We start from the raw sequence: 14,341 nt of genomic DNA, 5'->3' as shown, positions 1-14,341 counted from the left end.
CGGAGGCCCGGCATTTTCACAGCAAATGCCGGTTTTCCCACATACCGAAAGCTTACGGCCAGTCATCCTGATGACTCAGGCGTGCGGCGGGAGGTTGTCATGTCGGTATATGTCGATGAAGGATTCAGGCCCTGTGTCACGGAATGCGCAACCGTCGCCTTCCGCGTCTGTTATGACGATCGGGTACAGGTCTTCGAGGTCAGCGCCGAGGCGTTGATGACCTATTGCGGGGCCGCGAGCAAGCGGCGCGCGGATTTGCTCGTCGCGTTCGAAGACTCGCAACTGGAAATATTGAAGGTGGTGGAGTGCAAGTGGCCGTTCAAACAGACCGAGCCCGTGCGGCTGGGGCTCGACGAATTCCGAATGGTCAGACACTAGATATGCCAGAATCGCGTCCATGACCTGGATCGCCGCCCTGCCGATGTACAACGTGACGCCCGCGCTTGCCACTGTGTGGCGCGAGTGGCTGGACGACGTCCTGCGCATGGTGAGCCCGGCCTGCCGCATCGTCGAGCCCGACGAAGAATTGCATGGCTTCTGGCGGCGCCCTAACGTACTGCTCTCGCAAACCTGCGGCTATCCGTTGGTGCATGGCTTGAACGAGCAGGTTCAGGTAATCGCCACGCCGCAATTCGATGCGCCGGGCTGCGCGGGCGCGGATTATTCGAGCGTACTGGTCACGCGAGCGGAGTCACAGTTCGATTCGCTCGCGGCGTGCCGCGGCGCGCGTGCCGCCTACAATCAGGACGATTCGAACAGCGGCATGAATGTGTTTCGCCACGCGGTGGCGCCGCTTGCGGGCAAAGGCGCGTTTTTCAGCGCGGTTCTGCGCACCGGCTCGCATCTCGGATCATTACGGGCCGTGGTCGACAATCGCGCGGACGTCGCCGCCATCGACTGCGTGACGTTCGCGTTTGTCTGCGATGAATTGCCGGAACTGGCGCAAAAGGTTCGGCAAATCGGCTTGACGGCGGCATCGCCGGGCTTGCCTTTGATTGCCTCCAACAACGTGCCGTCCGCGACGATCGAGACGCTGCGGGAGGCACTCAACGAAGCGCACCGTGCCCAGCCCGAACGTGCCAAACGCCTGCGCTTGAAGGGCTTTTCCGCGTTGCCGCTCACCGACTACGAACGGATCGAGCAACTCGAAAACGAAGCGCGCGCCGCCGGCTACGCGCGCCTCGTTTAAGCACGGCCGTTACCGTTAGCCTACGTCCAGCACCAGAAGCTGCGCGCCATCGGCGACCTGATCGCCAACCGCATACAGCACTTCCGTTACGGTACCTGACGCCGGCGCACCAATGGTGTGCTCCATCTTCATCGCTTCCATCACGATCAGCGGCGTGCCCTTCTCCACCACCGTGCCCGGTTCGACCAGCACGGCGATCACCTTGCCCGGCATCGGCGCGGTCAAGCGGCCTTCACCGCCTTCAGCATCCGCGGCATGGGCGAGCAGGTTCTGCCACTCGAACGCCAGCGCCTCGCCGAGGCAGAACACGTGGAACGTATCGCCGTCGATGAAAACGCGCCCGGTGACCCGCGCGTCGCCGATCGTCGCGCGGTATTCATGCTGACCTGTGCCTTCCGACCAGGTGAAGCCTTCTCGCACACCGTCGTGTTCGAGCGTTTGCGTGGCGCCGTCGCGAGCGAACGTGGCCGTGAAAACGCTTTCGTTTTCGACGTCACGCCAGCCGAGCGTCTGGGTGTAGCCACTGTTCAGGCGCCAGTGCGATAGTGCATCCCACGGCGACGCGCCGTGCGCCGTGCCGCCTTCACGCGTCAACAACGCGGCGCAAGCGAGCGCCAGGGCTTCCTTGAAGGGCTTTTTCACGGGCGCGAACAAGGCATCGTGATGACGCTCGATCAAACCCGTATCGAGATCGCCCGTCGCAAACGGTTCGCTCGTGACAATGCGTTGCAGGAACTCGACGTTGGTGTGCGGACCGACCACTTCGCAGGCACGCAGCGCACGATTCATGCGCGCGAGCGCCTCTTCACGCGTCGCGCCGTGGACGATCAGCTTGGCAATCATCGGATCGTAGAACGGCGTGATGGCGTCGCCTTCGCGCACGCCGCTGTCGATGCGCACCGGCGCTTTGCGGTCCGGGTCGCCGAGGGTGAACTCGACGCCTTCAGGCATGCGCAAATGCTTGAGCGTGCCCGTCGACGGCAGGAAGCCGCGTGCTGGATGCTCGGCGTAAATACGCGCTTCGATCGCGTGGCCGTCGATTTTCAGTTGCTCCTGCGAGAGCGGCAGCGGTTCATCGGCGGCGACGCGCAGTTGCCATTCCACCAGATCCTGCCCCGTCACCATTTCCGTGACCGGATGCTCGACCTGCAGGCGCGTGTTCATCTCCATGAAGTAGAAGTCGCCCGTGCTGGTCATGATGAACTCGACCGTGCCCGCGCCCACGTAATTCACCGCGCGCGCGGCGGCCACGGCCGCTTCGCCCATCTCGCGTTTGACTTCCGCCGACAAGCCCGGTGCCGGCGCTTCTTCCAGCACCTTCTGGTGACGCCGTTGCACCGAGCAATCGCGGTCGAACAGATACACCGCGCCGCCGTGACGGTCCGCGAACACCTGCACTTCCACGTGACGCGGCCGCGTCAGATACTTTTCGATCAGCACGCGGTCATTGCCGAAACTGCTGGCCGCTTCGCGTTTGCACGACGCCAATGCCGCCGCGAAGTCTTCCGTACGCTCGACCACGCGCATGCCTTTGCCGCCGCCACCCGCGCTCGCCTTCAGCAAGACCGGATAACCGATGGCATCGGCTTCGCGATGCAGCAACTCAGGATCCTGATCGTCGCCGTGATAGCCCGGCACCAACGGCACGGCGGCCGCATGCATCAGCGCCTTCGCGGCAGCCTTCGAGCCCATGGCGGCGATCGCTTCGACCGGCGGTCCGATGAAGACGATGCCGGCCGCTTCGCAGGCATGCGCAAAGTCTTCGTTTTCCGAAAGGAAGCCGTAGCCCGGATGCACTGCCTGTGCGCCGGTCGCACGCGCGGCTTCGATGATGCGCTCGACCCGCAGATAGCTTTCCGCGGCGGTCGATCCGCCGATATGGACCGCCTCGTCGCATGCGGCGACGTGTTTTGCGTTGGCGTCCGCATCGGAATACACGGCCACACTCGCGATACCGAGCCGCTTGCAGGTCGCGGCGACGCGGCACGCAATCTCGCCTCGGTTGGCAATCAGGATCTTGTTGAACATGAGGTGTCTCGGTGAATGTCCCGCTCGGGCTGTTGTTCTGATGAGGGCTGACGAGCACCTCGGAATGTCTGCTTGAATGTCTGCCTATTTGCGCTTCAGTTGCGCCAGGAAGGCGTGCGTTTTTCGAGGAACGACGCGACACCTTCGCGGCCTTCCGCACCGGCTCGCGTGCGCGCAATGCGCGCCGCCGTGTCTTCGATCAGCGCCGCGTTCAACTCACGGCCGGCGATATCCTGCACGAGCTGCTTGCAGGCACGCACCGCTTGCGGACCGTTTGCGCAAAGCGTCTCGGCGATCTGCTGCACGGTAGCGTCGAGTTGTTCCGCGCTCACTGCTTCGCTAACCAGGCCGAGGCGAAACGCGGTCGCGCAATCGAACTGCTCAGCGGTCGTGAAGTAGCGGCGCGACGCCTGCTCGCCCAGCGCGCGGATCACGTACGGCGCGATGGTCGCCGGGATCAGGCCGAGACGCGCTTCCGACAGGCAAAAACGCGCGCTCTCCACCGCAACGACGATATCGCACGCCGAGATCAGGCCCATGCCGCCCGCGTAGGCGTCGCCGTTCACCCGTGCGATCACCGGTTTGCTGCAGCGATAGATCGACGACAGCATGTTTGCCAGCAGCATTGCGTCGGCACGGTTCTCGTCGTCCGAGTAGCCGGCCATCTTCTTCATCCAGTTCAGGTCGGCGCCCGCGCAGAATGCCTTGCCGTTCGCGGCGAGCACCACCGCGCGCACATCGTCGCGCGCGTTCAGGGCCGTGAAAACCGAGGTGATTTCGGCGATCATCGTTTCGTTGAACGCATTGCGCACGTCAGGCCGATTCAGCGTGACCGTGGCGACCTGGCCGGCGAAAGCGACATTCAGCGTTTCGTATTGCATCTTACAGCTCCTTCGCGTTGCGCTCTGTCACATTCTGAACACGCCGAAACGCGTGTCTTCGATCGGTGCGTTCATCGTCGCCGAGAGGCCGAGGCCAAGCACATCGCGCGTTTGCGCCGGGTCGATCACGCCGTCGTCCCACAGACGGGCGCTGGCGTAGTACGGGTGGCCCTGATGCTCGTATTGGTCGCGGATCGGTTGTTTGAACGCCTCTTCTTCTTCGGCGCTCCACGAACCGCCCTTGCCTTCGATGCCGTCGCGCTTGACCGTAGCCAGCACCGAGGCCGCCTGCTCGCCGCCCATCACCGAGATGCGCGCGTTCGGCCACATCCACAGGAAGCGCGGCGAATACGCACGGCCGCACATGCCATAGTTGCCCGCCCCGAACGAACCGCCGATGATCACCGTGAACTTCGGCACCTTCGCCGTGGCCACGGCCGTCACCATCTTCGCGCCGTTGCGCGCGATGCCTTCGTTTTCGTACTTGCGGCCCACCATGAAGCCCGTGATGTTCTGCAGGAACACCAGCGGAATCTTGCGCTGGCAGCACAGTTCGATGAAGTGCGCGCCCTTGAGCGCCGACTCCGAAAACAGAATGCCGTTGTTCGCGATGATGCCGACCGGATGCCCCCAGATATGAGCAAAGCCGCACACGAGCGTGGTGCCGTAACGGGCCTTGAATTCGTCGAAGGCGGAATCGTCAACGATACGCGCGATCACCTCGCGAATATCGAAGGGCTTGCGCGTATCGACGGGAATCACCCCGTACATGCTCTTCACGTCATAGCGCGGCGGCTTCGGCTCCTGCAACGCCACCGGCACCTGCTTCGTGCGATTCAGATTGCCGACGATACTGCGTGCAATGCCCAGCGCATGCGCATCGTTCTGCGCGAGATGATCGACCACGCCCGACAGACGCGTATGCACGTCGCCGCCGCCGAGGTCTTCCGCGCTCACCACCTCGCCGGTTGCGGCTTTGACGAGCGGCGGGCCGCCCAGAAAAATCGTCCCCTGATTCTTGACGATGATCGATTCATCGCTCATGGCCGGCACGTAGGCGCCGCCTGCCGTGCACGAACCCATCACGACGGCGATCTGCGGAATGCCTGCCGCGGACAGATTTGCCTGGTTGAAGAAGATGCGGCCGAAGTGATCGCGATCGGGGAACACGTCGTCCTGGTTCGGCAGATTCGCCCCGCCCGAGTCGACCAGGTAGACACACGGCAGATGATTTTCGGCAGCGATTTCCTGCGCCCGTACGTGCTTTTTCACGGTGACGGGATAGTAGGTGCCGCCTTTGACCGTTGCGTCATTGCAGACGATCACGCACTCCTGCCCCGCAATGCGGCCAATGCCCGTGATGACGCCCGCGCCCGGCGCATCGTTGTGATACATGCCGTAGGCCGCAAGTTGTGAGAACTCGAGAAACGGCGTGCCCGGATCGAGCAGTTTCTCAATGCGATCACGTGGCAGCAGCTTGCCGCGGCCCGTGTGTTTGTCGCGCGCCGCCTGCCCGCCGCCCAGCGCGAGTTTCTCGACCTTGGCGCGAAGATCGGCGACCAGCGCTTCGAGCGCCGCCGCATTGGTGCGGAAGTCGTCCGAGCGCGGATTCAGTTTTGATTCGATGATCGGCATTGCGTGGCTTCTCCTTTTCGCCGCTTTTCGTAGGCTGCAGTGACGCGCCGGGTCGTGCGCTGTAGTGCGCCGGGATCCCGCCGTAACCCGTCAAGCAGCGCGATGCGCAGTGCTGCGACTCACGCCGTTTCAGCGAACAGTTCGCGGCCGATCAGCATGCGGCGGATTTCGCTCGTGCCCGCGCCGATTTCATAGAGCTTCGCATCGCGCCACAGACGGCCGACCGGATACTCGTTGATATAGCCATTGCCGCCGAGAATCTGGATCGCCTCGCCGGCCATCCACGTCGCTTTTTCAGCGGTGTAGAGAATCACGCCCGCGCAGTCCTTACGCACCTGGCGCACGTGTTCCTTGCCAAGCGTATCGAGTTGACGGCCCACTGCGTAGAGATACGCGCGGCACGCTTGCAGCGTGGTGTACAGATCGGCGACCTTGCCTTGAATCAGTTGGAATTCGCCGATCGGCTGGCCGAATTGCTTGCGGTCGTGGATATACGGCACGACTGCGTCCATGACTGCGACCATGATGCCGGTCGGGCCGCCAGCTAGAACGGCGCGTTCGTAGTCGAGGCCGCTCATCAGCACCTTCGCGCCGCCGTTCAACTGGCCGAGGATATTTTCTTCCGGCACTTCGACGTCCTGGAACACCAGTTCGCCGGTATGCGAACCACGCATGCCGAGCTTGTCGAGTTTTTGCGCGACCGAGAAACCCTTCATGCCCTTCTCGACGATAAACGCGGTAATGCCCCGCGAATTCGCTTCGGGATCGGTTTTGGCATAGACCACCAGCGTGTCGCAATCCGGGCCGTTGGTGATCCACATTTTCGTGCCGTTCAGCACATAGTGATCGCCCTTCTTCTCCGCGCGCAGCTTCATGCTGACGACGTCCGAACCCGCGTTCGGTTCGCTCATGGCGAGAGCGCCGATGTGTTCGCCGGAGACCAGCTTGGGCAGATATTTTTCCTTCTGCGCTGCCGTGCCGTTGCGATGAATCTGGTTGACGCACAGATTCGAGTGCGCGCCGTACGAGAGACCCACCGATGCCGACGCGCGCGAGATTTCTTCCATCGCGATCATGTGCGCCGTGTAGCCCATATTCGCGCCGCCGTACTCCTCCGAGACCGTCATGCCGAGCACGCCCAGGTCGCCGAATTTTCGCCACAGGTCCATGGGGAACTGATCCGTGCGATCGATTTCCGCGGCACGCGGGGCGATTTCTTTGGCAGCGAATCCGGCGATGCTGTCGCGCAGCATTTCGATTTCTTCGCCGAGCGGGAATTGCAAACCGGGCAGGTTGCTCATTGCAGTGTCTCCAGAGTTCGTTGGCGGACCGGGTTGCCTGGGTAGGCACCGGCCCGTCTGAGTGCGGCTCAGCGGACGGCGGCGGCCTTATGGGCCGCCATTACCGCCCCGCACGAGGCGCGAAACGTTCAAGGCGCATTTCACGCCAGATTTACGTAAGCGTCAAGTGGTATTTTTGAGTATCACTCAGAAACCGGTTGGCATGTGTCTGGAGCCGCTATACAGTGATGGGAAGGGTGTCACCGAGGCGATTGGCCTTACAAATCTGAACTGGACTCATATGACGGTTGCCATGAAGGCTGAGTTACCTGCCTCGCGCCGCCAGCCGGCCGGGCGCAAGTCTCAGCAGCGCGTGAGGGAGATCTTGCAGGCGGGGCGCGACGTGTTCTCCGAGAAGGGCTACGAGCGCGCGACGACGGCGGAGATTGCGCAGCGCCTGGGGATTTCCGAGGCGACGGTATTCAGTTATTTCCGCGGCAAGCGCGAGTTATGCGCGCGGGTGATTGGCGACTGGTACGACGAGATCATTGAAGCGATCGAGTCGGGGTTGCCGCGTGACGGCAGTGTGCGGCAGCAGTTTGCTTTTATTGTGCGGACGCATTTGCGGTTGATGCTGGTGAATGGCACGGACCTGTGTGCATTGGTGTTGTCGGAGGGCCGGGCCCGGCATCATGAGTTGAGTGAGGCGCTGACTGAATTGCAGCGGCGGTATACGGCGCCATTGATGCGGGTGCTGGCGCAGGGCCAGGAGACGGGGCAGATTCGGGCTGATATGCCGTTGAGGTTATTGCGGTCGATGGTGTTTGGGCCGATGGAACATGTGCTGTGGGACGCTACGCTGGCTAATCGGCATATTGATATTGACGCTACCGCGGGGCAGTTAATCGATGTGTTGTGGGCGGCTTTGATGCCGCCGGATTTGGAGGTTAGTGCTTTGCAGCAGTTTAGGGCTGAAGTTGGGGAGGCTAACCGGAGGTTTGAAGAGGCGATGCGGGCGCCTCGCGGCGGGTAGTGGTTTTGGTTTTTGGGTTTTTGTCTGCGCGACGCTTGCTGTCAGTGTTCTTAGGGCTTTGGCCTTTCCTTGCATTGTTGGTGGTCTATTAGCGTTGCCCCTGTGCGGGGCGGCACTTACTTCTCTTTGCCGCCGCAAAGAGAAGTAAGCAAGAGAAAGCGGCTAGAAGCCCCTGCTAAGCGGGCACCGCAGCCCGCAACGGGTAGTGGTGCATCTGGAATCTGTGTTCTCTCACATTCGGCGTTAGTGACAAGGGAGTCATACTTCCGGCGGCGCTGCGCGCGCCGAAGAGCCGTTCATAAAACCGATCGCTACGTTTTGGCGCTCGTGTCTCGCCATCAAACCGTGCCCTCATCATTGCCCCACCATCGCCACCACCGCCATCGCCATCGCCATCGCCATCGCCACTGCCACTGCCACTGCCACTGCCACTGCCACTGCGATTGCGATTGCGATTGCGATTGCGATTGCGATTGTGATTGGAATGGCACCGGCACCGTGCGCCGTGCGCCGTGACCGTGATTGCGGGGCAACGCCATATCATTTGAGGGCGGGTTCCCGCGTGAGTGCGGGGATGCGTCGCCGAGGCGAAGCCGACGGCCCCACAAACCAAAACCGAAGCCGGTGGTTTCCCCTGCAGACCCGTCCGCGACGCACGCAGTGCGGAGTGGGAGCTGATGAGTCCTTTGTCACTAACGTGGAACGCGAAAGGACACGGATTCCAGTCGCACCACTACCCGTAGCAGACCACGGTGCCCACTTAGCAGGGGCTTCTAGCCGCTTTCTCTTGCTTACTTCTCTTTGCGGCGGCAAAGAGAAGTAAGTGCCGCCCCGCACAGGGGCAACGCTAATAGACCACTAACAATTCAAGGAAAGGCACGAAAGCCAGAACAAGGAAACGCACAAAAACCAGAACACAGACAAAAAGCGCCGCGAAGGCAAAAACCAAAAAATGCGCTACCCTACCTCTCCCGGCGAAGCCACCATTCAAGAGGCTCAAATAATGCCCTCCCCGAAACCCGGCAAAATCCGAATCGGCATAGGCGGCTGGACCTATGCCCCCTGGCGAGGCACCTTCTACCCGTCAGACCTGACACAAAACCGCGAGCTAGAACACGCGAGCCAAAACCTCTCATCGATAGAAATCAACGGCACCTTCTACGGCTTGCAAAAACCCGCAAGCTACGAAAAGTGGTTTCAGGAAACCCCCGAAGATTTCGTCTTCTCGCTAAAAGCCCCCCGCTACGCAACAAACCGAAAAGTCCTGGCGGACGCCAACGAAACCATCGAACGTTTCTTCGCCAGCGGCGTGCTACTGCTAAAACAAAAACTAGGCCCGATCAACTGGCAATTCGCGACCACCAAAAAGTTCGACCCGGAAGACTTCGAAGCCTTCCTGAAACTGCTGCCCGCCAGCATCGAAGGGCAAAAACTACGGCACGCCATCGAAGTCCGTAACGACACCTTCAAGACCCCCGAATTCATCGCGCTAGCCAGAAAGTACAAAGTCGCCATCGTGCTGGCAGCCGACAGCGACTACCCGCAAATCGCCGACATCACCGCGCCATTCGTCTACGCCCGCATCATGGGCACCAGCGACAAGGAAGCCAAAGGGTATTCGACCAAAGCCCTCGACGCCTGGGTCGAACGCGCCCGCCAACTCGCCACAGGCACGACACCGGACGACCTCGAAACATCCGCCGCAGCCCCCGCAAAAACCACGGCGCGCGACGTCTATCTCTACGTCATCAGCGGCTTCAAGGAACGCAATCCGGCCGCCGCCATGGCGCTGATCAAGCGCCTCGAATAACCGTCATCCGCCTCACACGCGTGAGTGTCATAATCCCGGCAGCGAATCAACGCATCGACACTCACCCATCAAGCGGTGAGGCCACCCCAACATCCAAGGTCCGGGAGACTATTTTGAGCGCCATCGACAATCCTTTGCACGATCAGGAAGTCGGCTCGGCCGACGCCACCCAGGACACCACGCGCATCGACGACGTTCGTATCGGCGCAGTACGTCCGCTGATTTCCCCCGCCCTGCTGCAGGACGAATTGCCTGTGCCGCCGTCGGTGCAGACGCTCGTCGAGAAAACCCGCGCGGAAATCGCCGATATTCTGCACGGCCGTGACGACCGGCTCGTGCTGATCGTCGGCCCATGTTCGATTCACGACCACGACCAGGCCATCGAATACGCCCGCAAGCTCAAGGTCGCGGCGCAGACCTACAAGGACGATCTGCTGATCGTCATGCGGGTGTACTTCGAGAAGCCGCGCACAACGGTAGGCTGGAAAGGCTATATCAACGACCCGCGTCTCGATGGCAGCTTCCGCATCAACGAGGGCTTACGTCTCGCACGGCAACTGCTGCTCGACATCAACGGTCTCGGCTTGCCCACGGCCACCGAATTTCTCGACTTGCTCAGCCCGCAATACATCGCGGATCTGGTCGCGTGGGGGGCGATCGGCGCGCGCACGACGGAGAGCCAGAGTCATCGGCAGCTTGCGTCCGGACTGAGTTGCCCGATCGGCTTCAAGAACGGTACGGACGGCGGCGTGCAGATCGCCGCGGACGCTATCGTCGCGGCGCACGCAAGCCATGCGTTCATGGGTATGACCAAGATGGGTATGGCGGCGATCTTCGAGACGCGTGGCAATGACGACGCGCACGTGATCTTGCGCGGCGGCAAGAAGGGTCCGAATTACGACAGCGCGTCCGTCGACGCAACCTGCGCAGTGCTCAAGTCGGCAGGCCTGCGCGAGCAGGTCATGATCGACTGCTCACATGCGAACTCAGGCAAATCGCATTTGCGTCAGCTGGAGGTGGTGCAGGATCTGGCGCAACAACTCTCGCAGCGCGAGCGCCGTATTCTCGGCGTCATGCTCGAAAGTCATCTGGAGGAAGGTCGTCAGGATCTGAAGACCGGTGTGCCGCTGCGTTACGGCGTATCGATTACGGACGCCTGCGTAAGCTGGGCGCAAACCGAACCGGCGCTCGAGACGCTGGCCGAAGCGACCCGGAAACGACGCGCGGGCTGAAACCCGCCGATGCGGCCTGCACGATCTCGCGCATCCAGTCACCGTTCGATGAACATCACGATGACATCACTAAAAGCTGGAACGCGAGCGTGCACGACGCAAATCTGAAGCAAAACAGCATCATAAGCACCACACGCGCCGCACCAACCACCGATAGAACACCTTCACCGGTGTTGGGCAGCGCGTGTTTCCTCACGCCCGATGCATCGGGCACCGCGCACTAAAACAGCGCACGTGGATGCTCCAGCGCGAGGCGCGTTGCATTACGACGCGTTGACGGCTTCCTTGAATGCCTTGCCGGCGGTGAACTTCACCGTCTTGGCTGCGGCGATCTGGATCTCTGCACCGGTCGACGGATTGCGACCCACGCGTGCTGCGCGCGCGCCGGTCGAGAAAGAACCGAAACCGACCAGTTGCACCGTATCACCACCCACCACGGCTTTGGTCACCGCTTCGACGATAGCGTCGATGGTTTGGCCGGTGGCCGCTTTGCTTTCGCCCGTCGCTGCGGCGACTGCATCAATCAGTTCCTGTTTGTTCATAGCACTTCCCGTATGGTAATCATGGAACCGGCGCCACATCTGTTGCGCCGGGACCGACACACTAACGCATAGGCGCGCATTCGCGCAAACCTTGGATGTAAGCCTTGTATCGCCCGCCCAGCGGCAATTTGACGTTTTTTTGTCCCAAAGTGCTATAAGAATCGCGCGCTTACGCATTTCTCCCGCTTGACGGCTCTCTTCGGCGTATCACAATCCGTTGCAATTTCAGTGATTTAGCGGCGGCAAATCGGCAGCCGTCATGCTTTTTTACGATGTTATGAGGGATCGCAAAAATTGACGATTCAGCACCGCGCTACGCCTAGCAATAAAAATCCGGGAAGAATAAAACAATGAAAATTCGCCATATTGCAACATGCGTGGCGCTCGCCGCATGGCCTTGCGCGAGCGCGGCAACCTGCAATATCGCCTGGGCGATGCGGGTCGGCGCGGTGCTCTAGCGCGAAAAATCACGTACGGCCCGCTCGCGGAACAGGCTGCACTGCGGTAAAACAGAGACGTCATACAACGTCTCCTTGCCGCAAACAGCGAACCTTGCACCAGCTTACGCGGCACAAATGACTCATCAGCGACTCGCTCGCAGGGTGTATTTACCGCTCTTGCAACACGCGCGATTTTTTTCCGCAGAGAATTCTCTCAAGGTCTCACCGACGTTGCCGATATACAAAGCTGCGTGTGCGGCGCAAACGTTACAGGGACGGGAATGGTTCGGTTAGCCAGATTGAGGGAAGCGCTATCGGTCGCGGAAGGCGACCCGGAACTCGTGCGCTCGCAACTCCAGGCATTCGGCCGCCAGATACCGCTGCTTTATTTCATCCTGATCGTCAACACGATGGCCGTGGCCGTCACGCATCTGGGATCGGCGCCGGCCTGGTTGTCCATCTACTTCCCCGGGGCGCTCTGCGCGCTGTGCATCATCCGTTGCGCGCGCTGGTGGCGCGTCCGGCACCAGGTTCTGACGCACGACAAGGCCGTGCCCGAACTACGCAAGCTGATCTGGCTCGCGGGCATCTTCGCCGTCGCCTTCAGCACCTGGTCGCTCCTGCTGTTTCCCTACGGCTCCGCCTATGAGCAGGCCCAGGTCGCGTTTTACATGGCGACGACCCTGGTCGGCTGCGTGTTCTGCCTGATGCATCTGCGGGCGGCCGCCCTGCTTCTGCTATCGATCGTCATCCTGATCTTTTCGACGTTCATGGTCTCCACGCGCTCGCCTGTCTTCATCGCGATGGCCATCGACATGACGCTGGTCGGCGTCGCACTCGCCTTCATCATCGAGCTGTATTACCGGACCTTTGCCGGCGTGGTGCATGCGCAGCGCGAATTGGAGGTGAGCCAGCAGAAAACGCAAAAGCTCAGCGACGACAACTTCAGGCTCGCAAGCATCGACAGCCTGACCGACCTGCCCAACCGGCGCAGCTTCTTTGCCTCGTTGCGCGCGCTATCGGAACAGACGCCCGCCGCCGGTGGCGGCTTCAATGTCGGCTTGATCGATCTCGACGGCTTCAAACAGGTCAACGATATCTACGGACATGCGAGCGGCGACCTCGTGCTGCAGGAAGTCGGCATGCGTTTGCTGGCGCTCGCGGAACCTGGCATCTTCTTCGCGCGCCTGGGCGGCGACGAATTCGGCGTGCTGGCCCAGCACAAACTGCCGAACGAGACGCTCGTCGAGTTGGGAGAGCGCATCTGCGAAGCGCTCGGCCAGCCCTATCGGGTGGCCGGCAATGTTGCCGAACTGACGGGAACGATCGGCTGGGCTGCGTTTCCTGAAGCGGGCACGACAGTCCAGCAGGTTTTCGAACGCGCCGACGCCGCCTTGTACGTCGGCAAGGAAAGCCGCCGTGGCACGCCGGTGATCTTCTCGACGGAACACGAGACGCGGATCCGGCGCTCGAGTCTCGTCGCCCAGGAACTCCGCCATGCGGACCTGGAGTCCGAACTGTTCCTCGAGTTTCAACCGATCTACGATGTGCTCACGCAACGCACCATCGGCATGGAGGCACTCGGGCGATGGCACAACGCGCGGCTAGGCGCAGTCAGGCCAGAGGAATTCATTCGGATTGCCGAGCGTACCGACCTGATTCTGCGCGTCACTGAAGTGCTGCTGCGCAAAGCACTCGATGAAGCATCGCGCTGGCCGGCCGATCTCTATCTGTCGTTCAATCTCTCCGCGATCGATATTTCGACTTCGCCGCGCGCTCGCCGGCTGGTCGATATCGTGCTGGCCAGCGGCGTGCCCGCGCATCACGTCAACTTCGAGATCACGGAAACCGCGGTCACGCGCGATTTCGAGCAGGCTCACTGCTCTCTCACGATGATCAAGCAAGCCGGCTGCCGTGTTTCGCTCGACGATTTCGGCACCGGTTATTCGAGCCTCAGCTACGTGCATCGTCTGCCCTTCGATACGATCAAGATCGACCGCAGCTTCATGACCGACGTGGATTCCAATAGCGCGTCGAAGAAGATCGTCAAGTCGGTGCTCGATCTGTGCAGAAACCTCGGACTCGAATGCATCGTCGAAGGACTCGAGACGTCGTCGCAAGCCGACGTCGTCAAGGCGCTGGGCGCTCGGGCGCTACAGGGCTATCTGTTCGGCAGGCCGATGCGGGCAAGCGCCGTCCCGGCCTATTTGCAGACCATGCTCGGGCAGAGTGACGTCGTCGAGACGTAGCCTCATCCCCTGCCTCGTGCGA

The 14,341-nt window shown here is 61.4% G+C and carries 11 protein-coding genes; 6 read left to right on the top strand and 5 right to left on the bottom strand.

Translation table 11 applies throughout. The features are described 5' to 3' along the window. The first annotated feature begins 99 nt into the window (after positions 1–99). Together KHO33_RS01280 and KHO33_RS01275 are read left to right on the top strand one after the other, a co-directional pair. Entirely contained in the window at positions 100–378 is a 279-nt protein-coding gene (locus tag KHO33_RS01280; protein ID WP_054036067.1) for a DUF1488 family protein, read from the top strand. Positions 379–397: 19 nt separating this feature from the next. Beyond that, positions 398–1,189: a phosphate/phosphite/phosphonate ABC transporter substrate-binding protein gene (locus tag KHO33_RS01275; RefSeq protein ID WP_054035883.1), complete on the top strand. Its 792-nt coding sequence runs from the start codon at positions 398–400 to the stop codon at positions 1,187–1,189. Between the two features lie 15 nt (positions 1,190–1,204). Here the strand turns inward: KHO33_RS01275 and KHO33_RS01270 are convergent, their stop codons facing one another. From KHO33_RS01270 to KHO33_RS01255, 4 genes are all read right to left on the bottom strand, one after another. Beyond that, positions 1,205–3,217 carry an acetyl/propionyl/methylcrotonyl-CoA carboxylase subunit alpha gene (locus KHO33_RS01270; RefSeq protein WP_200561956.1) on the bottom strand — a complete coding sequence of 671 codons (2,013 nt, stop codon included), beginning with the start codon at positions 3,215–3,217 and terminating at the stop codon, positions 1,205–1,207. Positions 3,218–3,312: 95 nt separating this feature from the next. After that, positions 3,313–4,098: an enoyl-CoA hydratase/isomerase family protein gene (locus KHO33_RS01265; protein WP_200561958.1), complete on the bottom strand. Its 786-nt coding sequence runs from the start codon at positions 4,096–4,098 to the stop codon at positions 3,313–3,315. Positions 4,099–4,125: 27 nt separating this feature from the next. Further along, a complete protein-coding gene (locus KHO33_RS01260) occupies positions 4,126–5,733 on the bottom strand; it encodes a carboxyl transferase domain-containing protein (protein ID WP_200561960.1) in 1,608 nt (535 codons plus the stop codon). Between the two features lie 119 nt (positions 5,734–5,852). Then, the gene (locus KHO33_RS01255) at positions 5,853–7,034 is read right to left on the bottom strand and encodes an isovaleryl-CoA dehydrogenase (protein WP_054035879.1); all 1,182 of its coding nucleotides are present in this window, start codon (positions 7,032–7,034) and stop codon (positions 5,853–5,855) included. A 280-nt stretch (positions 7,035–7,314) separates the two neighbouring features. On the opposite strand from KHO33_RS01255, the gene KHO33_RS01250 reads away from it, so the two are divergent. The 3 genes from KHO33_RS01250 to KHO33_RS01240 all read left to right on the top strand — a co-directional run bounded on the left by KHO33_RS01250 (position 7,315) and on the right by KHO33_RS01240 (position 11,088). Continuing rightward, a complete protein-coding gene (locus tag KHO33_RS01250; RefSeq protein WP_200561962.1) occupies positions 7,315–8,046 on the top strand; it encodes a TetR/AcrR family transcriptional regulator in 732 nt (243 codons plus the stop codon). A gap of 1,003 nt (positions 8,047–9,049) precedes the next feature. Then, positions 9,050–9,856: a DUF72 domain-containing protein gene (locus tag KHO33_RS01245; protein ID WP_200562307.1), complete on the top strand. Its 807-nt coding sequence runs from the start codon at positions 9,050–9,052 to the stop codon at positions 9,854–9,856. A 113-nt stretch (positions 9,857–9,969) separates the two neighbouring features. Continuing rightward, positions 9,970–11,088, top strand: coding sequence for a 3-deoxy-7-phosphoheptulonate synthase (locus KHO33_RS01240; protein ID WP_054042840.1), 1,119 nt, complete (start codon positions 9,970–9,972; stop codon positions 11,086–11,088). Between the two features lie 263 nt (positions 11,089–11,351). Here KHO33_RS01240 and KHO33_RS01235 read toward each other — a convergent pair whose 3' ends face one another. Further along, entirely contained in the window at positions 11,352–11,630 is a 279-nt protein-coding gene (locus KHO33_RS01235; RefSeq protein ID WP_006049832.1) for an HU family DNA-binding protein, read from the bottom strand. 721 nt (positions 11,631–12,351) lie between these two features. On the opposite strand from KHO33_RS01235, the gene KHO33_RS01230 reads away from it, so the two are divergent. Beyond that, positions 12,352–14,319, top strand: a complete 1,968-nt coding sequence (locus KHO33_RS01230) for a putative bifunctional diguanylate cyclase/phosphodiesterase (RefSeq protein WP_200561964.1) — start codon at positions 12,352–12,354, stop codon at positions 14,317–14,319. Positions 14,320–14,341 lie beyond the last annotated feature (22 nt).

Origin of the sequence: Paraburkholderia nemoris, assembly GCF_905221015.1 — a bacterium.
GTDB classification, from domain to species: Bacteria; Pseudomonadota; Gammaproteobacteria; order Burkholderiales; family Burkholderiaceae; genus Paraburkholderia; species Paraburkholderia nemoris.
This window is presented reverse-complemented; position numbering and strand designations above follow the sequence as displayed.

Bases quoted from the DNA above. Each gene is read 5' to 3' on its own strand.
- KHO33_RS01280 (WP_054036067.1), top strand. From the start codon at position 100: ATGTCGGTATATGTCGATGAAGGATTCAGGCCCTGTGTCACGGAATGC.
- KHO33_RS01275 (WP_054035883.1), top strand. From the start codon at position 398: ATGACCTGGATCGCCGCCCTGCCGATGTACAACGTGACGCCCGCGCTT.
- KHO33_RS01270 (WP_200561956.1), bottom strand. From the start codon at position 3,217: ATGTTCAACAAGATCCTGATTGCCAACCGAGGCGAGATTGCGTGCCGC.
- KHO33_RS01265 (WP_200561958.1), bottom strand. From the start codon at position 4,098: ATGCAATACGAAACGCTGAATGTCGCTTTCGCCGGCCAGGTCGCCACG.
- KHO33_RS01260 (WP_200561960.1), bottom strand. From the start codon at position 5,733: ATGCCGATCATCGAATCAAAACTGAATCCGCGCTCGGACGACTTCCGC.
- KHO33_RS01255 (WP_054035879.1), bottom strand. From the start codon at position 7,034: ATGAGCAACCTGCCCGGTTTGCAATTCCCGCTCGGCGAAGAAATCGAA.
- KHO33_RS01250 (WP_200561962.1), top strand. From the start codon at position 7,315: ATGACGGTTGCCATGAAGGCTGAGTTACCTGCCTCGCGCCGCCAGCCG.
- KHO33_RS01245 (WP_200562307.1), top strand. From the start codon at position 9,050: ATGCCCTCCCCGAAACCCGGCAAAATCCGAATCGGCATAGGCGGCTGG.
- KHO33_RS01235 (WP_006049832.1), bottom strand. From the start codon at position 11,630: ATGAACAAACAGGAACTGATTGATGCAGTCGCCGCAGCGACGGGCGAA.
- KHO33_RS01230 (WP_200561964.1), top strand. From the start codon at position 12,352: ATGGTTCGGTTAGCCAGATTGAGGGAAGCGCTATCGGTCGCGGAAGGC.